Genomic DNA, 23,522 nt, shown 5'->3' with positions numbered 1-23,522 from the left:
ATCAGGTTGCATTAAATTAAAGATCTGCAGGTACGTATATCAAGGTTGAAAATTCCTTCATCACTTTTATTAAAGTTTTCAGACCACATTTCTTCTATTTTAAAGGATAATGTGTCTGGAGACCAACTCCACAGCGTTTCGTTGTTGCCCCATGCACCAAGGGCTAAAGTGTAGGAAGCTGGTCTGAGTGTAAACTTGTTGATGTTAAAAGTTGCACTATAAATTTTATCAAGTTCTGGTTTTAACGAAGATTCATCTCTTTTAGTAAATAACCTGTAACCATCATTGAATAATGAAATAAATATAATAAGATCATTAAGGTCTTCTTTAACCTTGTAAATAACTTCAATTACTATATCTTCAGTAGGCGGGAAATCTAAGTGGGTTTCTTCTTTTCTATTTATACGAAGTCCGATTATATCTATATATTTATTTAATGGACCTGAAAATTTTAACTCAGCACGTTTGAGTTGTTGATTGTTAACATAATGGTTAACTGCAGTAAAAATGTCACCATTAAATGCTAACTCGCCATTTCCTAGAACAAGACCCTTACTACATAACTGCTTTATACTCCCCATATTATGGCTCACAAAAAGTACCGTCCTACCTTCACCCTTGCTCACTTCACCCATTTTACCCAAACATTTCTTTTGAAACTCAGCATCGCCAACGGCTAAAACTTCATCAACAATTAAAATCTCCGACTCCAAATGGGCAGCTACAGCAAAAGCTAGGCGTACATACATTCCAGAACTATAACGCTTAACAGGAGTATCTAAGTAACGTTCTATGCCAGCAAAATCTACAATTTCCTCTAATTTTCGGGCAATTTCTTTTTTGCGCATGCCTAAAATAGCACCATTTAAAAAGATGTTTTCTCGGCCACTCAATTCCGGATGAAAACCAGTGCCAACTTCTAACAAACTCGCTATTCTTCCTTTGCCAGAAATTTTACCAGTGGTAGGAGCGGTTACCTTACTTAAAATTTTCAATAAAGTGCTTTTTCCAGCTCCATTTCTGCCAATTATGCCTACGGCGTCACCCTGTTCTATTTCAAAATTAATATCTTTTAAGCTCCAAACCACATTACTAGTGCCTTTGCTGCTGCGGTCGTTCGTTTCTCCAATCCTTAAAAATGGATCTTCTTTGCCTCGTATCCTTGCATACCAGCGCTCTAAGTCACGACTAATCGTTCCTGTGCCGATTTGACCTAACTGATAAGCTTTACTTAAATTTTCTACTTTTATTGCAATGTTTGACATATTTAGAGATTTCTAACTCCCCCCCTTTCAGGGGAGGGTTGGGGTGGGGTTAAACTGTGTCTACAAAGTTTCGTTCCACTTTATTGAATATGACAATTCCAAATATTAGGAGTACGAAAGTTACTAAAGTAACATAAGTTAAACCCTGCCAACTAAAACTTCCTTCGCCCAAAAAACCATACCTAAAGGTTTCTATGATAGGCGTCATGGGATTGTACTCGATTACCCACGCATAATCAGGATATTTTTCGATAGCGGTTGATAGGGGATAGATTACAGTAGTGGCATACATCAAGAGTTGCACGCCAAAGGTTACTAAAAATGCCAGATCTCTATATTTAGTAGTCATGGCTGAGATGATCATGCCAGCACCCAAACCCAATAAAGCCATTAGAATTACAATAACAGGAAACAAAGTGATAGCCCAGGTGATGTTAAATGAAGCACCAATTACAAAATGATAATAAGCCATCATCAAAAGAAACAGTATCATTTGTACACCAAAGCGAACCAAATTACTCACTACAATACTGAGCGGCATAATTAATCTCGGGAAATAGACCTTACCAAAAATGTTGGCATTGTCTTTAAATACGGTTGATGTTTTAGTTAAACAGTCGGCAAAATAATTCCAAGCCGTAATACCAGCCATATAAAACAAAGGTTTTGGTAGGCCGTCTGTTGATATACCTGCTAAATTCCCAAAAATGAAGGTAAAGATTATGGTGGTAAATAAAGGCTGGATAAAGAACCATAAAGGCCCTAACATGGTCTGTTTATAAAAGGAAACAAAGTCCCTTCTTACCAGCAATAAAAGCAAATCGCGATAAGCCCAAACCTCATTAAACTTCAGGTCAAATAGAGAAGATTTAGACTCAATTGTCCAACTTTGATCTTGATTACTCATATTTCGAAATATCTAACTCCCTCCCTTTCAGGGGAGGGCTGGGGTGGGGTGTCCATTCGTGATTTTCAGTGCTCATTTTTTTGGATTCGTCATGCTCAGTTTGTCCCGATAGCTATCGGGAGGGCATCTTAATGCGTTCGTTATTAACATCTCTCACCTTCCCTTCGCTTTAAGATTCCCGTTTTCACGGGAATGACGGAACTACGGAGGGGTCGTCATCAGGGCTCCAGAAGCCCTATTACTTTTTGTTTATATTGTTCGTAACTAAAATGCGAAACGCATTTCTCTTGCAACGCCAGGCTCAACTCCTCACTTTTACCCTTGGCTAAAGTCTGTTCAATGGCATTGATCAATTCTTCAGGTGATTCTGGATTAATTAACAAACCTAGCTCGCCGTTCAATAAGGCATCTGCGCTGCCATCCTGATTGCCAGCTATTACCGGACAACCGCAAGAAGCAGCCTCAATGAAAACAATGCCAAAACCTTCTTTTTTGCTAGGCATCACAAAAAGATCTGCCAATAAAAAATGGTCTTTTAGTTCTTCATCAGGAATATAATCAGCTAATAAAACATGTTGATGAAGGCCTTTGCTGTCAATCAAATCCATTAATCTTTTTTTCTCCCTCGAGTCGGCCTTACCTCCCAAAATATAAATCAGGTCAGGAAATTTTTTCAATAAGGCAGGCATTGTCGCTATAACCATGTCATAACCCTTATATAACTCAAAGGAAGATAAACGGCTAATGGTGATTAATACAGGTTGATTTTCCTTTAAATGATATCGATCTATTAAATATGGAGGCTTTTCAAAGTCTTTTGCTAACACTAAGTAGGGGTCAAGGCAGTTATTCAATACCTTAATCTGATGTTTATTGATCTGGTGTTTTTCTTGCAAAATTTGGGCAGTAAATTCACTCACGGCCCAAATTTCAATGTGTTTTCTAAGAAAATATCTCTTCCAGGGTTTAATATTGCGCCAAACCTCAATGCCGTGGGCAAGCATGATGATTTTTGTTTTGCTCGAAAGCAATTTTACGCAATAGGCAATAGGCAATAGATTAACATGGCTTAAAATAATGGTATTACTCCTTAGGCCATTTAAAACAGCCATTAAGCCAAACCGCATCTTATTGTAACCGTAACCCCTGAAATTCTTCTTGCTGCAATAATTTGTATCAACATCTCTGTGCAGGTCACATAGCGAAAGTGCCTTTATGCTTTCGGCATTCAGTTCCTTGCTTTTGATGCCGTCATCCAAAACCTTAGTCAATATTCTGCTCACCTTTTCAATGCCTCCAGTTAAGCTAAAGGTGTTTAGGGTGAGGAATAAGATTTTTGGTTTAATCATCTATGGTATTAAAAACCTGATAAATGGCCATTGCCTTAGACCAATGTAAATCGCCCTTCTTAAAATTAGCTATGAGCTCTTTTGCCCTTTGGTTATTGCATTTTGCCAACTGCTGTTGAAAATATTGATCGTCCTTTAACCAATGCTGAAAAGGGAAGGTGAAGCCCATTTTTGGTCGGTCCCAAATTTTCCTGGGCAATAAGTTGATGAAACTATCTATTAATAAGCCTTTTTTCTTGGTATTTTTATATTTGACTGGTTCAGCAATGGAATTGATTAATCCCAATAATTCTTTATCCAAAAACGGAACCCTAATTTCAATTCCATGTTGCATGCTCATGAAATCAGTGTCCTTCAGCAGCTGGTTTTGCATGTATAAATTTGTTTCTAACCAGCTCGCTTGCTCGCCATTCCCTAAAGCGTTCGGCATATTTGCAATGGACAAGTTTTTTAAAACCCCGTCGATTTTGGAAACAGGGATGTCTAATAATTTACTGATTTCATCAGGCGTAAAAAAGCCCCTCAAAAATAAGTATTTACCAATGGTGTTTTTATAATGGAGATAGTAGGTTCTTTTTAAGGTGACCGAATTAATTTTTAAAGCCATCTTTAGCATAAAATGAGGCAGACTGCTTAAAAATGAAACAATACCCATTCTATCAAAAGAAGGATAACCACCAAACAACTCGTCTGCACCAATGCCAGACAAAAAAGCTTTTAAACCATTTAACTTCGCGTAATAATTGATAAACCAAGAGTTAATCCCATCAGCAGTTGGTTGATCCATGGCTGCAAGTGCTGATGGGAAATGTTCAGCAAAAGTACTTTCATCCAAAGTATATTCGTAATGTTTACTGTTCACCTCTTTTAAAATACAGTCTTGGTATGCTTTCTCTGAAAATTGCTCATCTTTAAAGTTAATGGAGATGGTGTGTAGTTGCTGTCCATTTTTATTTTGCACCTCATCAGCCAACAAGGTCAGTAAACCACTATCAATTCCACCACTTAAAAATACGCCAATGGGTTCATCGGCAATTAAATGACGAGCCACAGCATCTTCTATTGTATTTTTAACTTTTTCTTGAGCTGCTTCAACTTTATGGATTAAAATGTCATGGCTTTCTTTATGAAAACAATGGAGTTCATGAGTACCAGTTTGATGATCCCATTTTAAATACTGGGCTTTAGGTAACATCAACACATCCTTTAATGTGGTATAAGGTTCTGGAATATGGCCAAAGGCTAAAAAATAAATTTTCCAATTGGGGTTTTCTTCTTTCAGCAGTTTTTTAAATGCTTTAACCTCTGAAGCAAAAATCAATCGTTGGTCAATAGCCGAGTAGTAAAGTGGTTTAATACCCGATTGATCCCTTACGAGATAGGTACTATTGGTGGTTTTGTCATATAGCGCAAAGGCAAACATACCCGATAATTTATCAAACACCGCTGTTCCCCAATAAGCAAAACCAATTAAAATAACTTCCGTATCGCTTTTTGTGCGAAACTGGAAACCTAAATCCTGTAATTTCTTTTTAAGGATTAAATAATTATAGATTTCTCCATTAAAAGAAATAACATATTTATCGTCATGTATCATGGGCTGATGACCAGTGATAGAGAGGTCTATTAAAGCCAGTCGACGATGCCCAAAAACAACGTTGTCGTTAGCATTTTCATAAAACCCTTCTCCATCAGGTCCGCCATGAGCCATTATAGCGCACATCTCTTTTACTTTAGCACTGCTTAGTGTTAAATCTTGATGTTTATCTATAATACCTGCTATTCTACACATTTTTTTGTTGTCAGTCTGAGCTCAGCCTGCACTGAGCTTGTCGAAGTGTCGAAGACTGTTGATGAATCCTTTAACAGCTCTTCCCATTGTTTAGGGTAGCTCAGCCTGCTTGATGCAGGTGGAGATGACAGTTATTTGATTTACGAATTTTAAATCTCCTTAGATTTGTTGGTTCCTTACCTGTTTTGCTTAACTGGTTGTTTTTTTTGCAACTTGCTAGTCCCCCTTTGAAGGGGTGTGTGCTGGCTAGTGTTTAGGGAGGGGGATGATATGTACCCTGCGTTACTTTAAGCCATTCCTTTCTATTTGTTGTTTTTAGGCATCTTGCAAGTCCCCCTTTGAAGGGGGGGTGCTGGACTGTGTTTAGGGAGGGGGATGATATGTACCCCACATTATTTTAAACCATTCCTTTCTATTTGTTTTTTGGCATTACGTTTTAGTCTCTCATCATTCATTAGGCTTCGTCTTCGCGTCTCAACTCTTCCGTTAAATAATCATTTTCCACCTGCATTGGTATGACGCGAATTAGGAGAGAACGTCATACCCAACTCGATTGGGTATCTTAAAGCGATAGAAAGGCAAAGCGCTTAAGGCATTAAGATTGCCAGTCAAGCTGGCAATGACGACTAATTAAATTAAGACCGCCCACAGCTTCGCCCTCTCAGTCACAGGTTATTTTTTGTAGCTGCTTAATAAATTGCTGTTTACTCCATGGGTTCTATGAAAGCCATGGAAGTATTAATAAGAATAGAATATCCGATGTTTTCTAATCGTAAAACTATACTCTTTTTGTTCTTTAAAGATACTAATTCTGCGATAATTCCCTTAAAAGGCCCTGCTTTAATTAAAACTTTTTCGCCAGGAGAAATATTATAGTCAATCAGTTCAAGATCAGTGCCATTAGCAAGTAATAACCTAAGATCTTCTAATTGTTTATCAGGAATTGAAGCAATTTTACCGGAAAAGTAGATGAAACGAGTAACGCCATAGGTCATTAATACCTCATTATATTCTTTAGAAGAAATATGGATGAATAGATAAGATTTTAACAATGGTTCTTCAATCACCTTCTTGCGGTCACTCCATTGTTTCAGTACCTTCTTTAATGGCAAATAGGAGGTAATGTTCCTTTTAGTTAATGCCTCAGCTGTTTTTTTCTCCGCCCTTGATCTGGTGTAAATAGGGTACCACTTGTATGTATTGTCGATCATTAGGGAAGGATTGGGTTAACTGTTTAATTGTATAAAGCGGTTAACTGCATTGTGCATATTGGGGTTAACTGTTGAAATTGTTAATTGCGCTATAAGTATTAAGGTTAACTGTATTGCAGACAATTTAGATACTGCTTCCAAATATAATAGTAAAGATTTTTATTCAAAACAATTAATCACTTAGCCCGTCAACCAATTAACCAATTCAACCAATTAACCTCCCCGGCCAATTAATCTACTTCAATATCGATTTCTTCAACGCATTTAATTTGTTTGTTATTTCATCAAGCTTTAAGCGAAACGAAATGTATTCATTTTCATCTATATATTCTAAATCATAAGCACCAATAATATGATTGATAGTTTCAATTGTACTTGAATAAGACATTGTAATAAAATGAGCTTTGTCCTTTGAGGTGATTCTAGCTGAGCCTTCAGCCAAGCAATCTCCGATACTACTTGATGATCGTTTTATTTGGCTAGTTAACCCAAAGATCTCTTCTTTAGGAAATTTTTTAACTAACAAATAAATTTCTTTTCGGAATATTCTAGCTTTTTGCCATGTCTCTAATTTTTCAAAAGAATAGGTATGCATAATGGTAAAATTTAAAATGTATAATATTTAAACTAACCAAATAGGGATTACCTAATGTACAAATTAAATCAACACTTCCACAATTAACCAATTCAAACAATTAACTAGTTAACCAATTAACCAGTTAACCAATTCAAACAATTAACCAACACCCCTTACTTCTTCTTCCACACCTCCCACCACTTCTTAGGGTCATTGTCATAATAACCTGCGCCAGAATAACCAGAATAATCAGAATAATAATAAGTGCTATTACCTCCACCACGAGAGTAATCTGTGGTATAATAATTAGAGTGAAGGGCATCATCACCAAATGCATTTAATACAATGGCTAGGTTACTCAATCCATATTCTCTTGATAGCCTTTCTGGGATTGCTGCCGCCCTAAATTGAGATTTACCAGATCTGATGACGAATAAGTTAACATCAGACTGACGGATTAATGGAATCGCATCAGATACCAAACCTACAGGAGCTGTATCTACCAATACATAGTCATATTGTGGTGCCAAAATCTCCAATAATTTTTTCATCGACTCAGTGTGCAATAATTCTGAAGGATTTGGTGGAACAGGTCCAGATGGAATAAAATCCAAACCATGCATTTCATCATGAGTAATGATTTCTTCTAAAGTGCATTGTCCTGACAGGTAGCTGCTCAACCCTTTCTTGTTGTCGTTGCCAAAGGCTCTGTGTAATTTAGATTTACGTAAATCGGCCGCAATTAAAATGATTTTTTTATCAATTAAGGCTAAAGTGCTCGCTAAATTTACGGTTACAAAGGATTTTCCTTCGCCAGAAACCTCAGAGGTAATACAAATTGTTTTACTCTTTTTATTTGCAGCTAAAAAGCTTAAGTTGGTACGTACAGACCTAACCGATTCTGCAAATACAGATTTTGGTTTAGTTAATGAAAGTGCTTGTCTGCTGTCGTTATCTATAAAATCTGGGAATTTCCTAATTACCCCAATAATAGGAGTGGATGTTAGCGATTCTACCGTTTCTTTATCGTAAATGTATGGGTTAAGGAAACGTACCAAAAGAATTAAACCTATGCCAACAGAAAGGCCCATCATGGCCGCAAATGAATACACGCTATTGGGGTTTGAAGTAATAGGACTGGCATAAGAGGCCAAATTAACAATGGCAGCACCTGGTACAATGGCTGCTTCATTTAATTCAGATTCTAATTTCCTTTCAGACAAAAAGGTGAGTACCTTATTGCTAACCTCAAAATTACTCTGGTAACGCACAAAATCCTTTTCCTTGCCTGGTAGGGTACTTTGGTTTTGATTAGTTAGTGCAATCTGGCTATCAATAAACCTGATGTTTTTTTGGTTTCTCTCTTTTAAGGAGTTGATATTGGTTCTAATGGAGCCTTTTAATGCCGAGATTTGTTGGTCTATATCTTGTATGGGTTGCGAGTTAGGTTTTAAATCAAGCAGTTTTTTTTGGCGTTCTGCAATTAAGCTGTTCAACTGGGTAATGAGGGCATTTAGAGAGCCGCTCATGTCTCCCTCTAGATTTAAATTGATGCTTATTTTATCACGATTGGTATTGAGCTGTTCTTCTAATTGTTTAATGCCAATCATGGCTAGGTTCAGTTCGGTCTTTTGAGTTTCAAATGCACTTAGCTTTCCGGCATTTGTCTGACTGCTAGAACCTAAATCAATAATTTTATTCTTAACCTTGTAATCAGCGAAATTTGAGCCCGCTGTATCGGCTTTTTTATTAGAAAAACCTAATTGCTGATCAATAAAGGCAACAGTTTGCCTGGCAGAACGTCTTTTTTCTGTAATGTCATGGGCAATGTATGATTTCATGACCGCGTTTAACATATCCGTGGCAAATACGGCATTATTATCGGTAAAAGTTAAGGACATCACATTGGTGTACTTTGCCGCTTCGTTGGTGTTTACATTGGCCCTGCCTAAAAAATCTTCCTTACTGTTAAATTTAAAGCTATAGTTGCCTTTGTCTGGGATTCGAGTGTTGATCTTAAAGATCATCTCCCCGAGATTAATGTTGTCACCGTAATTATATTGGGTTTTGGTTCCTTTCTCACTTGTTGCTAAGTAGAATTTTGCGGCATTGATGGGTTCAACGAAATACTCATTTCTGCCAAAATTAATAGAATCCTGTTTAACGATTTCAATTGCGAAAGGTTTGTTAGGGTATAACTCACTTTTTCTGAGTGTTCCCTGCAAATAGTAAGAAACCTTATAATCAAGACTCTCTATCGCTTTTAAGATCACGCTATTACTCCTGATCACAAAACCCTCTGCCTGTATTTTATCCGTATAGTTATATACTTGTGAAGGGGCAGCGGCCACTGTATTAACAGTTGGGTTGCTTTCCTGCAATTTTAATTGCCCATAACTCTGGTAGGTAGGAACGGTATAAGCCAAATTAATTTTAGCAATGATCAATGCAATAATTACACAGCCGGCTATCCAATACCAACGACTAAAAAAAACCTTAAATATTTTATAAAAATCTATATCCTGTCTAATAGATTTTGGATTCGGCATATTTTCTGGGGCATTCATTATCTCGAGATGGTAAAGATAAGCAAAGCTACGTTTAGCAAAACAAGCACTGGCTGAATCATGTTGTTAATGCCTTGTAGTTTTTCACTTAAAGCACTGCTTTTTGTTGGTTGTAATAAAATAAGGTCGTTGTTTTGCAAAATCAGTTTTTTACTCGATAAACTATTGATGTCGTTTAAATTTACATAAATAATTTCTGGATTACTACGGTCGCCCCTAATGATTTTTAGCGTTTTGGGATCAGCGGTTTTAGTATTGATGCCCCCAGCTTCTCCTAAAATATCTATTAAGGTAGTGTTATCTCTTTCTAAAAGAAAATTGCCTTGTTTGTTAAATTCCCCTAATAGGGTAACTTTAACATTAACCACCGTTACTTCAATAATGGGGTCTACCAACAATTTGTCTCCATATAGAGTTTGCAACTTGTTTGCAATTTCTTTTCTGGTTAAACCTAATACGGCCACTTTGCCTATAGCTGGTAAATTAACGTTCCCATCTGCATCTACCTGATAAGAAGTGACGTTTGTACCAACTGTCGCCGTTGCTGCACTTGCGGTCGAATTTTTTACGCCAAACTCTCGGTCTTGTAAGTTACGAACCGCTAACTGGTCATTTACCTTTATCTTATAATAAATTTCTCCCGCACCTTGGTCATTTACCACATAAACCTGTTTAATGGAGTCTGTTACCACATCAGTGGCTGCATTAAAGAGCGTACGCTCTTTACGGGCACCACAAGCAGAAAATAGAAGTATAAATAGAGCTGCTAAAAAATAATTTAACGTAGAGTTTTTGTTCATAATTTATTGTAGCGCTATAGCTGTACTAATCGTGTATCAAAAATACATTTTAAAAATGCTTAAAAAAAGTTAAACATTCTAATCATTTATTTGTCGTTATCATAACAATCATCTTCATTAACGTTCTACCAAAGAATTAAAATATAAACAACCGCTCTCTTTAAATGGAGAAGGTATGTTACAAATTAATTCAATTTTATCTCTTTTTCTTTTGATTAAAAGAAAAATGAGGTGTATGAACAACAGGAGAGTATGTTCCATATCAGTTATTTTAGTTTTGTTTTTAACAATTTCAGTAACTAAGGTATTTGCAGCGCAAGGATGTTTAATTGGTAGTACCATATATACAACATTTGTTCAAAATGTATATGGAGGCTTTTTTGGAAATAGGCCGCAATATGCCTCTCCAGTTTTGCCAGCCTTATACGGCGCTTGCCCCGCATTGGATCAGAATAGGTATGCTTTGCGTGAACAATATCATATCGGTTATCCCTTTGCGATAACTAATTGCGGATTGACCACAAGTTATAATAGTAATAATATTGGAGTATTATATAATTATACAGAGATTAAGTGTCCTATCGATGATTACATCCCTTTTTTAATTCTTTCTGTAGGTGGCCTAGGCTTTTTCTATTTACGTAGAACGAATAAGTTATTTCCCGTCATCCGATGAATATTCCCGTCACTTCTCCCCAATCCTTCATTGGGAAGATTCCCTAACCCTCTTGAGCACGTCCCTGCCTTGTCTTCACTTCGAAATGAGTGTCTTGTCCCGATTCTTCGGGAGCGATTGAGATTCTCTAGCCCTCCTGAGCACAAAAGTCACTTAACTCCCTAAACCCTAACCGACTCAACAAATTCACACTATTACCCGTCCTCTAGTCATCCTATGAGGTTTGCATACTGCTTATACTCATCAGATGACAGTGCTCAGTCGTCTTGGGTAAACCTATTTTAGGACAAGACACAATGCTCAGCTTGTCCCGATAGCTATCGGGAGGGCATCGTAATGCGCTAGAACGGCCTGTAAACAGTTTGCAACATTAACCACCTTCAACGCCCCCACAACTAACCGCCTCACCAACTCAACACATATCCTTACTCGTCTAGTCGTTCGATGAGATTTGCGGGGTGCCTTATACTCATCGGATGACGGAGGGCAAGCCGTCATGCTCAGCTTCCCGAATCAAAATCGGGACAGGCTGACTGCTGCTCCGAAGGAGTCCCCTTTGCCTATCGGCTGGTGTCCCACCTGCCGGAACGTAAGCCTTCATCTAGTCAGCCGATGAGCATATAGGGCGCTCTTTACCTCTGAACACCTCAACACCTAGCCATCTAAACCCCATCTCAACAACTCCACGCCTAACCCAATTAGAGCTTTTTAGAATAATGGCATTAATCTTGCCAAGATCGCTCGTATTTATCCCCAATATGAAAAAAGGAATACTGCTTTTATGCAGTTTGTTTATGTATGCTTGTCTTTTAGCACAAGGGTCTAGAACTGGTTGCTTATTGCCAGATAATAAAGTTTATACAACTACAACTGCTGGTCTTTACAAGTTCAATAGTAATGCAGGTGTCGTTGCACTTTCTTCAGGTTATTGTGATTGGACACCTACTGGTGGTATTACTTGTACTGTTTGTTTTGATCAAAATGGGCAATACAACAATGGTGGAAACTGTAGTGGTGGTTCAGGCAACGTACAAACCGGGGTATATAATACTTTTACAATGGTACTTTGCCCATTAGATGATTATATCCCTTTTTTAATTCTTGCAAGCTCTGTCTTAGGTTTAATCCATCTACGCAAAAGAATTAATCTAATGCCTATCTAGTCAAGATTTGTAGGTGGTTACCTCTAAAAAACTCCACAACTAAACCTAATCACTCTGTATAGGTGCCTCGTTCTGTTCAATTAACTTAGAGATATCCCCGAAGAATCGGGCAGGCCTTTGCGAAAAGTTTGTTGGATAAGACGGGGAGGGGAGGGTCAATGCGTAAGCCAATCTAACCCTCTCAACCCTAAGCCTCTTCAACAACTCAACCCAAAGTAAATGTTTAAAAGAAGGCTTATTATCAATAATTATACCAATTGGTAATTGGGTAATATTGGGGAGTTATGAGGTTTTTGATTGTGAATTTTGTTCCTCAATATTCCTCACTATCTACTGCCTTATTCTAAGGCCTGTTCATTTTGTTCACTTATTTTGTTTGCTTTTCAATTGTTTTGTAAGGATTAAAGATGTTTAAACTGCTAATGATATTTCAATGACATATTTTATTGTGGAATGGTGTTGAAATTGATTAGATGGAGATATTGAATCCCTATGAAGTTTAAAATCTTATTTTTTTTAGTATTAATCTGTAATTCTCTTTTCGCCCAGACATCAGGTACTGGTTGTAATATTGGCAGTTCAATTTATACTGAATATTTAGGTATGGCTCCTTACTATGGAAATGTAAATAATATGGTTAGAGTATATAAAAACAGTGGTAATTCTATTGATATTAATTCTAACAGCTCTAATCGATACCAATGTGGTAAGATCAATGTTTATCCACAAGGTTCTTATTATGATAACAGCATCCCTCCTTATGGAGCCAATGTAACTATACCCGCCCAAAACGAAATTATATCCCAAGGAGCGGATAATAGCTGTGTTACATCACCATCCTTAGCCGCAGCTGGCAATGGTAATGTCAACAACAATGGCAAATACGCAACCTTTACCTATAATAATCCAACATATTGCAATGTATCTTTAGATGATTATATCCCATTTCTTATTCTTTTTATGACAGGTCTTGGCTTCTATCATATCAATAAAAGAAAACCTAATATTTCCCCTGTCAATTAATACCTAATCTGCTTAAAATTTCCCTATCGGTTGGCGTCCATCTGTCGAAACTTAGCTTATCAATCGAATGGGTACTAAGCAAATTCCTCGATCTAGTCGTCCGATGAGAATGCAGGGGGGGTTATCCCAAAGGGACTTCTGGGGAGTACTCATCGGATGACAGCGCTCAATTATCATCCGATGAATATAGTACATATGGTATTTTCATCAGATGTATATAAAATCCCTCACTTGTACAATTACTGGTTTCGGCTGCTTGTAAGAGATATTCCCTTGAAAAGCTCATTCGATGCTAGAAGGTGTAAGTGCATAAACCCATTAACCACCTCAACAACTCCACAAATTAACCTCTCACCCCTAACCACCTCAATGCCAAAGGCATCCCTTTGGGTCAACTCAACACATATAATCAGCCACATCTTCATCAGGTTTTCCCAGGCAAGCTCATGCTTTTAATGAAAAAAGCCCATTCTAATAAATTCTATGGCATACTTGAACAAAAAGAACGACCATTCTTGTTCAAATTGATGGTAAATTCATACAAATCCCCTATTGTATGGAGCTCTCAAAGGTCATATCTAACTTTTATCAATTACTTTATTTAGCTTTTTCCTTGAAAGGAAAGAAGTTTGTCTTTGGAAACCGATTTACAGTATCGAAAAGGGAATGTTTAATAGTGTGTTTTTCCTTAATTTCCTTAACAGCATTTTCTCAAGGATCTGCAACAGGTTGTTTACTTCCGAACAATATTGTTTATACAAGTAAAGGAATTCTAGGGACATATTATAATAATGTCTTCACAGGTCTTTCTACCAATTATTGTAGCTGGACTCCCGTAACCGGACCTACCTGTCTTGTATGTAATGGTGGGCTTAATGTCTTCGGTGTATGTTTATCTGGAACTACTTCAGGAGTTGAAGGCACGTTTACAATGGTAGCTTGTCCATTAGACGATTACGCTGGCGTATTTGCTCTAATAGCAGCTGGTACCGGAGCTTGTTATCTTTATAGAAAGAAGATGTACGTTATGGCGTAAATGGCTTATCGTCTGTCGTTTTTCGTCTGTCGTTTGTTGTATATATTGCAACCCAAAGAACAACGCTCAACGAACAACGCCATCGTTCTCGTCTAAGCTCTCAACCCTAACCCTCTAAACTTCTGTCGTCTGTCGTCCATCGTTTGTCGTCCATCGTCTGTCGTTTTTGTATATCGCCCAGTGCCAACGCCCAACGAACAACTATCGGCTGCCTAACCTCTAAACTCTTCTCACCACCAACTCCACGCCTCAACAATTCTAAACGTCCACCGTTTGTCGTTGTATAAACAGCTTAACAACTCACCAACTCAACGTCTACCGTCCATCGTTTGTCGTCTTTCGTTTGTCGAGGTAGTCTCTACAACTCAACGCCTTCACAACTCAACTCTCTCCCCGTTAACGCCTATGGTCATCGGCTTACCTCTATATAATTAACAAAGAGATAACAGGGAGATAACAGGGATAAAACAGGTATAAGACAGGGATGATTCCCTGTAATATCCGAGTTAAATACCTGTTAAATACTAATAAAAACTTAATTAAACTTGGAGGTAGATAAAATTATTTATAACTTTTTGAAAATTAGAGGTTATGGCAGTTGGCAGGAATGGAATAAATGGCAATTTTAGAGGCAAGGTAGGAAGTGTGGTTGGTGTTGAATTAAATGGACAACAGGTATTACGTGGTCTTCCAAGGAAAAGAACAAGCCCGCCTACCGAAAAGGAATTATTGAATCGACTAAAGTTTGCGGTTTCCCAAAGATGGCTTGAGCCGCTCACAGATTTTCTTCGCATTGGTTTTAAGGGCTATCAGCCAACTTATCAAGGGTTTGTTGCAGCTAAATCTTACAACCAAAAAAATGCTTTGGAGAGTGATGGGAATGGCGGTTTTTTGATAAACCCCGAATTGGCATTGGTAAGTTGTGGTACGCAGCCATTGCCTCTTACAACGAATATAAGTTGTGCTGAAAACCAGGAGCTTATTTATGAATGGAGTACCGAATATAAGGGAGAGTACAACGACCAAGCGATGCTAGTGGCCTATGATATTGAAAATGGAAGAGTTTTCTACGATGCTGGAGCGGCGACAAGAAATAGTGGAACTGCCAAACTCAAACTAGAAAAACGCCATGCTGGTAGAACTTTTCATTTATATCTAGCATTTATAGCTGATGATCGCTCGAGTAAGAGTAACAGTACGTATCTGGGAAGTGTAGTGGTTATTTAGGCGTCAGTTGTTTGCCGTCGATCGTCTCGTTTGTGAATACAACTTAACATCTCCACAACTCAACATCTCCACGTCCATTGTTTGTCGTTTGTCGTTTTTTGAGAAAACAACGGTCAACGTCTTTTCCCTAACTCTCAACCCTAACCTCTAACCAATTTTCTCATCGCCTTCACAACTCATCAGCTCAACGTCTACCGTCTGTCGTTTTTTTATCTTTCATCCAACTCCAAACGAACAACGGTCGAAGTCTTTCTAATACAGCTTAACACCTCAACACCTCATCAACTCAACGTCTACCGCCCATCGTTTCTCGTTTTTCGTTTGTTGAATAGTCTTCGACAGCTTAACGAATCCACGCCTCAACATCTAACCCCTAACCTCTAACCAAATTCTCACCAACTCCACACTCTTAACTTTCCAAACAAATTATTTCCTTCAAAAACAATAAGTTAACTCCTGATTTCTAAATGAAATTATTCTTTTATTCTTCAAATCTTTTTTCATAAGTTCAGTAATCCTGATAAATCTAAGCTCATGAAAAAGTTTCTATTTATCATTCCTATTGAAAGTTTTTTACGCATAATTTGTTCCGTTCTACTGTTTTTTGCAGTATTAAATTGTGCTGCGGTTCATGCAGTCGACTTTTTTGGTTGCCACGTGTTGGCGGGGAGTACACAAAGAGTTTATTTAAATGAAATAGCGCCTTTTGATCACACTAAGTTTACGGGAACCCTTGCTGGTTTGGGTGGTTATACCGACCAAAGTGGGGCTGAATGTTTAGATGACCTGGGTCCGCCTTGTACTGTTTATTATGGAGATGGTGCAGGAGGTACCACTACAACAGTTTATAAAAATGGTGTTTATGGTCATTTGTATAATAACTGTCCTATTGATGATTATATCCCTGCATTATTTATCTTTACGATAGCAATATTCCTGTACGGGAATAAAAACATGCATCTCCGTAATGAAAGTAAGCCTGATCACCGTAGTTTATAATGCAGAAAAATATATCAAAGACTGTGTAGAATCTATAATCAGCCAAACTTATCCAAACATAGAGTATATTGTTATCGACGGCGCTTCTACGGATGGTACTTTACCTATAATTGATAGTTATCGTAACAGAATTACACATTTCGTATCAGAAAAAGACAAAGGTATTTATGATGCCATTAACAAGGGCATAAGCATTTCAACTGGCGAGATCATTGGTGTGCTTAATGCTGATGACATGCTGACCTCGGCAGAAGTAATAGCCAAGATCGTCAAATGTTTTGAATCTCTACGACCCGATGCGGTATATGGCAATCTCAATTATGTAGATGCTGAAAACACGGGCAAAATAAGTAGGAAGTGGCTGTCAAAGCAGTTTGAGAAAAAAGATATAGAAATGGGCTGGATGCCTGCTCACCCAACATTTTATGCTAAAAGGGAGCTATTCGAAAAATATGGGGGTTACTCTCTTGATTTTGGTACCGCTGCGGATTACGAGTTGATGATCAGGTTTCTTTATCGTTATCAAATCAATGCAAAATTCCTCGATCAACTTATCGTTAACATGCGGGTTGGTGGGGTAAGCAACAACTCCTTTAAACAAAGGTATTTGGCTTTAAAGAATGATTACAAGGCAATTAAGGAGAATAAAATCTCACTTCCATTAATCACCTTGTTGTTTAAGAAACTAAGTAAGATCCCTCAGTATTTACGTAGTTGAAGGGGTAGGGTTAAGGTGGTTAGAGATTAGGGTTTTGTTGTGCTTTGTCCCAAAGGGGCTCCTGTGGAGGAATGCCCAACGCCTGTCCCGATTCTTCGGGAGCGATTGAGATTCCCTAACCCTCTTGAGCACTAAAGCCACCTAATCCATCGATCCTAACTCCTCAACTCTAATCTCTAACCATCTTCAATAACTCAGCCCAGGTAAGTGGTACTTAAGAAAGAGATATCTCTTTTGGTAATCCAATGAAAAGCTAACTCAGTTTCGGCAGGTGAGACACCAGCCGATAGGAATTTTTGTAACATTTCTTATATTCTCTTAAATGCCTTATATGGTAAACTCTTTTTTACTGCAGATCCTCTTCACCCTTAACATTGCATTACAGGTTAATTAATTTAACTTTCTATAAATATTATGTTATATTTGGTTTAGCTATTACTTTACGTGAATTTATTAGAAGGAAATTTAATTTATTATATCGCAATTGTAGGATTATCCTTCCTATTGTCCATAGCTGGCATCCCATCGATAATATTTACTGCAATTAAGTATCGCCTGTTTGATCAGGCAGATGGTTATCGAAAATCTCATAGACTTCATATTTCGCGATTAGGTGGTGTTGCTATCTTTTGTAGTTTTACCATAACCACATTATTATTTGCCGCAATGGTAAATTATAAACAGGCTAATTTTTTGCTTACCTCTTGCATTATTCTGTTTGCCCTCGGGTTAAAAGACGATTTATATGGCGTACGTCCCAGCACTAAATTTTTGTTGCAGATCGTTGTATCTATCATTTTGGTAGTGGCTGGAGATTTTAGGTTAACTAGCTTTTACGGCGTTTTTTTCTTGTGGGATGTTAATATAATAGGAGCGAGCCTGTTTTCTATAGCTGTAATTATCTTCGTAAACAACGCATTTAATTTAATTGATGGGGTTGATGGGCTTGCTGGTACACTTGGTGTATTGGCTACCTTAAGTTTTGGTGTGTTTTTCGCTATTGCAGGAGCTTATTCTTATGCATTCATCGCTTTTGCAATGTTTGGCTCGGTATTGGGCTTTTTAATGTTTAATTACTCGCCAGCTAAAATTTTTATGGGCGATACGGGTGCCCTGATTATCGGCTTGGTTGCAGGGGTTTTAGCCATCAAATTTATTGAGCTCAATAAAATAGGGTCAAAACCCAATCCGTATTTTAATTCTGCACCTTCTATAGCTGTTGCCGTTTTAATGGTGCCTATTTTTGATTCTTTGAGAATATTTTTTATTAGAATACTTCACCGGAAACCACCCTTTAAAGGAGATCGCAATCATGTCCATCACCGGTTACAGCGATTAGGTTTTAGCGCAAACAAAATTGTTCTTACTTTAACATTGTTTGGTATCTGCATGATTTTTCTCGCAGTTGCATTGCAGGATATTGGTAATTTCTCATTGATTTCCTTGTTAATAACCATCTGTGTTTTGTTTAATATGGTGATCACCTATTTAATTGGTAAAAAAGACAACTCAAGTTACAGGTTAATTGATGTGGTATTTAAGGATACCTTTAGATCGGGTAATTGATTTCGTTTGTCGTCCATCGTCCATCGTTTTTCGTCCAACGAGCAACGAATAACGGTCAACGAACAACGTTTGTCGTCTGTCGTTTGTCGTCCATCGTTTTTCGTTTGTCGTCTTTTGCCCAACGGTCAACGTTCAACGAACAACGAAAAAAGTATTATATTTACAGTAATCATCCTTGATTATAAATTTTTAATAATTAAATCATGGAAAACAAATTAGAAGTTTGGAGGAAATCTCACGAATTAACTTTGGTCATTTATTTATTGACCAAGCAATTTCCAAAAGAGGAGTTGTTTAGCTTAACTGCTTAAATTAAAAGAAGTGTATCAAGTGTACCAACTAACATTGTTGAAGGTCAGGCTAGGCAATATGTAAAAGAGTTTAAGCAGTTTTTATATATTGCTAAAGGCTCTTTAGCCGAAACACATCACCATTTGTTTTTAGCGAGGAGTTTATCTTATTTATCTGAAGAAACTTATTTAGTTATGGACTCTCAAATAATAAGTATAAAAATGATGTTAGCTAAATTGATTAAGTCTTTGGGTTAGATCGTTTGTCGTCTGTCGCCCATCGTTTTTCGTCTGTCGTTTTTCGTCCCGCAAACAACGAACAACGCTCAACGAACAACGTCCCTCGTTTGTCGTCCATCGTCTGTCGTTTACCGTTTGTCGTCCAACAAACAACAAACAACGAATAACGGTCAAAGAACAACGAACAACGTCCAACGAACAACTATTTTTCACTCCTTTAAAAGAATATAGGTAGTTTTGCCAAATGAACATCGCTATAAATGGTTTTGGCAGAATTGGTCGTACTTTCTTACGCACAGCAATAGAACGCCAATTAAATGTGGTTGCTATAAATGATTTGACTGCACCAGCAACACTTGCTCATCTTTTTAAATATGATTCGGTTCATGGTGTTTACAAAGGAATTGTTTCTCATGAGGACGATTTTTTGATTGTTGATGGCAAAAAGATAAAGATCTTATCAAATGCTAATCCTGGTCAACTGCCGTGGAAAGCATTAGAAATAGATTTGGTGATAGAGGCTACTGGTAAGTTTGCTAACAAGGCAGGTGCTACCTTACATTTAGCAGCAGGAGCCAAGCAGGTACTGATTTCTGCGCCTGCAAGCGATAAGGATATTCCAATGATTGTAATTGGGGTAAACGATGATCAAATTGACCTGTCGGCACCAATTTTATCAAATGCTTCATGTACTACAAATAATGTAGCGCCAATGGTTAAAATTTTAGATGATAATTGGGGTGTAGAAGAAGGTTATATCACCACAATCCACTCTATGACAGGCGATCAAAACCTTCATGATTCGCCACACAACGATTTACGTAGGGCCAGAGCAGCATCATCTTCAATTATTCCCACCACAACAGGTGCTGCTAAAGCGATTACCAATATTTTTCCTCATCTAGAAGGGCGACTTGGGGGTGCAGGAATTCGTGTTCCTGTTTTAAATGGTTCGTTAACAGATTTTACTTGCTTACTTAAGCGCAAAACTACCATCGAAGAAATAAATAGAGCATTTAAAAAAGCTGCTGATGGAGCATATAGCTCAATAATTGAATATACAGAAGACCCAATCGTATCAGTTGATATCATCAATAACACACATTCTTGTATATTTGATGCACAACTTACCTCTATTGTAGGTGATTTGGTAAAAGTAGTGGGTTGGTATGATAATGAATCGGGCTACTCAAATAGATTAGTTGATTTAGTAGAAAAAATTGAAAAAGCTAAATCCATTAATTGAGTGTCTAGCTAATTTATACTAACTACTAGGTACTATATACTTAAGAAATGGTTAAATTTATACCTACAGAACTTACATTAGGCCTTAGAAGTAAGGTTTTAAGAAATGGAATGCCATTGGAGGATTGCGTTTTTCCTACAGATAAGGTTGAAGGCGCATTTCATTTGGCTTTTTATGTGGGTGATGAGATTGCCACAATAGCCTCTTTTTTCCCTAAAAATTATAAAGACAAGGTAGAATTGGGTTATCAATTACGTGGAATGGCAACAGATACTCCATTTTTAGGAAAAGGTTATGGCAAACAATTAGTTGAATTTGCCATTGAATATATTAAAAAAACAAAAGCACAATATATATGGTGTAACGCCAGAACTTCGGCCATTAAATTTTATCAAAAACTTGGATTTGATTTAGTTGGTGAAGAATTTGAAATAGCAGGCGTGGGACCACATTACGAAATGATTTTAAACTTATACTAAAATATGAACACAATAGACCAATTAAATTTTAAGGATAAAAAAGCATTAATAAGGGTAGATTTTAACGTGCCTTTAGATAAAGATTTTAATATTACCGATGATAAAAGAATGCGTGCTGCATTGCCAACTATTAATAAAATATTAAATGATGGTGGCTCGGTAGTGTTAATGTCGCATTTAGGTAGGCCAAAAGGTGGTCCAGAAGATAAATATTCTTTAAAGCACATTTTAGGTGATTTATCTAAGATATTAGATTTAACCGTGAAGTTTGCTGAAGATTGTATTGGCGAAGATGCAGAGAGTAAAGCAAAAAACCTTTTAGCAGGAGAAGTGCTTTTGTTAGAAAATCTTCGTTTCCATCCTGAGGAAGAAAAGGGAGATGTGAAATTTGCTGAAGCTTTATCTAAATTGGGAAATGTTTTTGTGAATGATGCATTCGGAACGGCTCATCGTGCGCACGCTTCTACAACTATTGTGGCGCAATTTTTTCCAGATGCTAAATATTTCGGTTACTTAATGGCTGAGGAGTTGAAAAATGCTGAAAAGGTAAATCACGGTGCGGCAAAACCATTTACCGCAATCATGGGGGGAGCAAAGGTTTCAGATAAAATTTTATTGATCGAAAGTCTATTAGATAAGGTTGATAATTTAATTATTGGCGGCGGAATGGCTTACACTTTTGCTAAGGCACAAGGTGGAGAAATAGGAACTTCACTTTTAGAAGAAGATAGAATGGCGCTTTGCCTAGAGTTGTTAGATAAGGCAAAAGCAAAAGGCGTTAATTTAATCCTTCCGTTAGATACGATAATAGCTGATAAATTTGATAATGAGGCTTCTAAAGACCAAGTAGATACTGGTAAAATTCCTGCTGATTGGATGGGCTTAGATATCGGTTCAAAAACAGCCGAATTATTTGCCGAAACTATTAAAAACTCTAAAACCCTTTTATGGAATGGCCCAATGGGTGTTTTTGAAATGGCAAACTTTGAGCAAGGTACAAGAGCTGTTGCCGATGCGGTAGTTGACGCAACAAAAAATGGTGCTTTCTCTTTAATAGGTGGTGGTGATTCTGCTGCGGCCATCGCAAAATTTGGCTTAGAAGATGAAGTAAGTTATGTTTCTACCGGTGGTGGCGCTTTATTAGAATACATGGAAGGTAAAGAATTGCCAGGTGTTAAGGCGATCATGAGTTAGAAAAAAATCTGTCATCCGATGAGTATCTGCTCCCTGCCAATCTCATCGGACGACTAATGAGACAACTCAAGGTGGTTTCAAGGTTAGTCATCCGATGAACCGTTCATGGTTTGCTATATTCATCGGATGACAATAGACTGCTCCGTCATCCGATGATTATAAGTCGTCCTGCCAATCTCATCGGACGACTACAAAGGTTTATGAAGATTATCTAGTTAGTCATCCGATGAACCTTTCATGGTTTGCTATATTCATCGGATGACTACTAAAATAAATCCTTTTGAAGTTTTTCAGACACTAAAGTTTCACTCTCAATTAAAAACTGCTCTTTGCTTATTCCTGCAAATGCATAAAATAATTCCCTGTTACACAAAGATCCATTTCTTAATCCAACATAATCTGGATAAGAAGAATATTTCCAATCCTTTAGTATTTTAACAAGTCCAGCCTTTAATGGGTTTTGATGTATATAATGAGCGCAGATTGATAAATAGCTTACTGTTTCATTTACATTGCCAACTAATTTTTTAGCTTTTGTTTTTTGTTGGAAAAGTGAGCCAGTAAAATTCTCTTGTTTTTGTACTGCCCTTGTGTAGGAGCGAAGAATAATAGCAATTGCACTATTTAAATCCCTTATTCTTCCATCCTCCTTGCTCTTAATCAAAACAATAAAATGGAAATGATTCGGCATTAAACAATAAGATAAAATTTCACAATGTAAACTAAATCCACTTCTTATCTTTTCTAAAAAGAATAGGTAATTTTCGTCAGTGAAAAATATTTGCTGCCTGTTATTGCCTCTATTATAAATATGATAGATGCTGTCTTCAATAAATTCCATAGGTAAATAATGATAAGAATAATTCTCTCTATATCAAAATAAACTCCGTCATCCGATGAGTATATGCGCCCTGCAAATCTCATCGGATGACTACAAAGGTTTATGAAGATTATCTAGTTAGTCATCCGATGAACCGTTCATGGTTTGCTATATTCATCGGATGACAATAGACTGCTCCGTCATCCGATGATTATAAGTCGTCCTGCCAATCTCATCGGACGACTACAAAGGTTTATGAAGATTATCTAGTTAGTCATCCGATGAACCTTTCATGGTCTGTTATATTCATCGGATGACAATAGTTCACTCGGTCATCCAATAAGTATAAAGCTACCTGCCAATCTCATCGGACGACT

Annotated in this window: 20 protein-coding genes and 1 pseudogene; 12 read left to right on the top strand and 9 right to left on the bottom strand. The window is 37.3% G+C overall.

Annotation, left to right across the window (positions count from 1 at the left end; genetic code table 11):
* Window positions 1-11: 11 nt before the first annotated feature.
* From EZ428_RS11015 to EZ428_RS10980, 8 genes are all read right to left on the bottom strand, one after another.
* Window positions 12-1,265: an ABC transporter ATP-binding protein gene (locus tag EZ428_RS11015; protein ID WP_131553191.1), complete on the bottom strand. Its 1,254-nt coding sequence runs from the start codon at window positions 1,263-1,265 to the stop codon at window positions 12-14.
* Window positions 1,266-1,314: 49 nt separating this feature from the next.
* Window positions 1,315-2,172 carry an ABC transporter permease gene (locus EZ428_RS11010; protein ID WP_131553190.1) on the bottom strand — a complete coding sequence of 286 codons (858 nt, stop codon included), beginning with the start codon at window positions 2,170-2,172 and terminating at the stop codon, window positions 1,315-1,317.
* A 218-nt stretch (window positions 2,173-2,390) separates the two neighbouring features.
* On the bottom strand, window positions 2,391-3,521 hold the full coding sequence (locus tag EZ428_RS11005) for a glycosyltransferase family 4 protein (RefSeq protein ID WP_131553189.1): 1,131 nt from the start codon (window positions 3,519-3,521) through the stop codon (window positions 2,391-2,393).
* Window positions 3,514-5,313, bottom strand: coding sequence for an asparagine synthase (glutamine-hydrolyzing) (gene asnB / locus EZ428_RS11000; RefSeq protein ID WP_131553188.1), 1,800 nt, complete (start codon window positions 5,311-5,313; stop codon window positions 3,514-3,516). The genes EZ428_RS11005 and asnB overlap by 8 nt, the downstream gene beginning before the upstream one ends.
* Window positions 5,314-6,017: 704 nt before the next feature.
* Window positions 6,018-6,524 carry a UpxY family transcription antiterminator gene (locus EZ428_RS10995; protein WP_131553187.1) on the bottom strand — a complete coding sequence of 169 codons (507 nt, stop codon included), beginning with the start codon at window positions 6,522-6,524 and terminating at the stop codon, window positions 6,018-6,020.
* Window positions 6,525-6,759: 235 nt separating this feature from the next.
* The gene (locus tag EZ428_RS10990; protein ID WP_131553186.1) at window positions 6,760-7,119 is read right to left on the bottom strand and encodes a four helix bundle protein; all 360 of its coding nucleotides are present in this window, start codon (window positions 7,117-7,119) and stop codon (window positions 6,760-6,762) included.
* 155 nt (window positions 7,120-7,274) lie between these two features.
* Window positions 7,275-9,668: a GumC family protein gene (locus tag EZ428_RS10985; RefSeq protein ID WP_131553185.1), complete on the bottom strand. Its 2,394-nt coding sequence runs from the start codon at window positions 9,666-9,668 to the stop codon at window positions 7,275-7,277.
* Window positions 9,668-10,468 (bottom strand): polysaccharide biosynthesis/export family protein, encoded by an 801-nt coding sequence (locus EZ428_RS10980; RefSeq protein ID WP_131553184.1) that lies wholly within the window; start codon window positions 10,466-10,468, stop codon window positions 9,668-9,670. The genes EZ428_RS10985 and EZ428_RS10980 overlap by 1 nt, the downstream gene beginning before the upstream one ends.
* 235 nt (window positions 10,469-10,703) lie before the next feature.
* Here EZ428_RS10980 and EZ428_RS10975 point away from each other — a divergent pair, with 235 nt between their 5' ends.
* The 12 genes and pseudogenes from EZ428_RS10975 (at window position 10,704) to EZ428_RS10920 (ending at window position 22,325) form a co-directional block, all read left to right on the top strand.
* A complete protein-coding gene (locus tag EZ428_RS10975; protein WP_131553183.1) occupies window positions 10,704-11,144 on the top strand; it encodes a hypothetical protein in 441 nt (146 codons plus the stop codon).
* A gap of 758 nt (window positions 11,145-11,902) precedes the next feature.
* Complete coding sequence (locus EZ428_RS10970; protein WP_131553182.1) at window positions 11,903-12,307, top strand: hypothetical protein; 405 nt, start codon at window positions 11,903-11,905, stop codon at window positions 12,305-12,307.
* Between the two features lie 492 nt (window positions 12,308-12,799).
* Window positions 12,800-13,330 (top strand): hypothetical protein, encoded by a 531-nt coding sequence (locus EZ428_RS10965; RefSeq protein ID WP_131553181.1) that lies wholly within the window; start codon window positions 12,800-12,802, stop codon window positions 13,328-13,330.
* A gap of 676 nt (window positions 13,331-14,006) precedes the next feature.
* A complete protein-coding gene (locus tag EZ428_RS10960) occupies window positions 14,007-14,366 on the top strand; it encodes a hypothetical protein (RefSeq protein ID WP_131553180.1) in 360 nt (119 codons plus the stop codon).
* Between the two features lie 591 nt (window positions 14,367-14,957).
* Window positions 14,958-15,593: a DUF6266 family protein gene (locus EZ428_RS10955; protein ID WP_131553179.1), complete on the top strand. Its 636-nt coding sequence runs from the start codon at window positions 14,958-14,960 to the stop codon at window positions 15,591-15,593.
* 534 nt (window positions 15,594-16,127) lie between these two features.
* On the top strand, window positions 16,128-16,592 hold the full coding sequence (locus EZ428_RS10950; RefSeq protein WP_131553178.1) for a hypothetical protein: 465 nt from the start codon (window positions 16,128-16,130) through the stop codon (window positions 16,590-16,592).
* Window positions 16,561-17,310 (top strand): glycosyltransferase family 2 protein, encoded by a 750-nt coding sequence (locus tag EZ428_RS10945; RefSeq protein WP_131553177.1) that lies wholly within the window; start codon window positions 16,561-16,563, stop codon window positions 17,308-17,310. The genes EZ428_RS10950 and EZ428_RS10945 overlap by 32 nt, the downstream gene beginning before the upstream one ends.
* 444 nt (window positions 17,311-17,754) lie before the next feature.
* Window positions 17,755-18,876 (top strand): MraY family glycosyltransferase, encoded by a 1,122-nt coding sequence (locus EZ428_RS10940; protein ID WP_225871038.1) that lies wholly within the window; start codon window positions 17,755-17,757, stop codon window positions 18,874-18,876.
* Window positions 18,877-19,079: 203 nt separating this feature from the next.
* A pseudogene (locus EZ428_RS10935) lies at window positions 19,080-19,424 on the top strand (four helix bundle protein).
* 226 nt (window positions 19,425-19,650) lie between these two features.
* Window positions 19,651-20,652: a type I glyceraldehyde-3-phosphate dehydrogenase gene (gene gap / locus EZ428_RS10930; protein WP_131553176.1), complete on the top strand. Its 1,002-nt coding sequence runs from the start codon at window positions 19,651-19,653 to the stop codon at window positions 20,650-20,652.
* 47 nt (window positions 20,653-20,699) lie between these two features.
* A complete protein-coding gene (locus tag EZ428_RS10925; RefSeq protein WP_131553175.1) occupies window positions 20,700-21,131 on the top strand; it encodes a GNAT family N-acetyltransferase in 432 nt (143 codons plus the stop codon).
* 3 nt (window positions 21,132-21,134) lie between these two features.
* The gene (locus tag EZ428_RS10920; protein WP_131553174.1) at window positions 21,135-22,325 is read left to right on the top strand and encodes a phosphoglycerate kinase; all 1,191 of its coding nucleotides are present in this window, start codon (window positions 21,135-21,137) and stop codon (window positions 22,323-22,325) included.
* A 265-nt stretch (window positions 22,326-22,590) separates the two neighbouring features.
* Here EZ428_RS10920 and EZ428_RS10915 read toward each other — a convergent pair whose 3' ends face one another.
* Complete coding sequence (locus EZ428_RS10915) at window positions 22,591-23,166, bottom strand: transposase (protein ID WP_131553173.1); 576 nt, start codon at window positions 23,164-23,166, stop codon at window positions 22,591-22,593.
* Window positions 23,167-23,522: the final 356 nt, after the last annotated feature.

This window comes from Pedobacter frigiditerrae (genome assembly GCF_004331645.1).
Lineage (GTDB): Bacteria > Bacteroidota > Bacteroidia > Sphingobacteriales > Sphingobacteriaceae > Pedobacter > Pedobacter frigiditerrae.
This window is presented reverse-complemented; position numbering and strand designations above follow the sequence as displayed.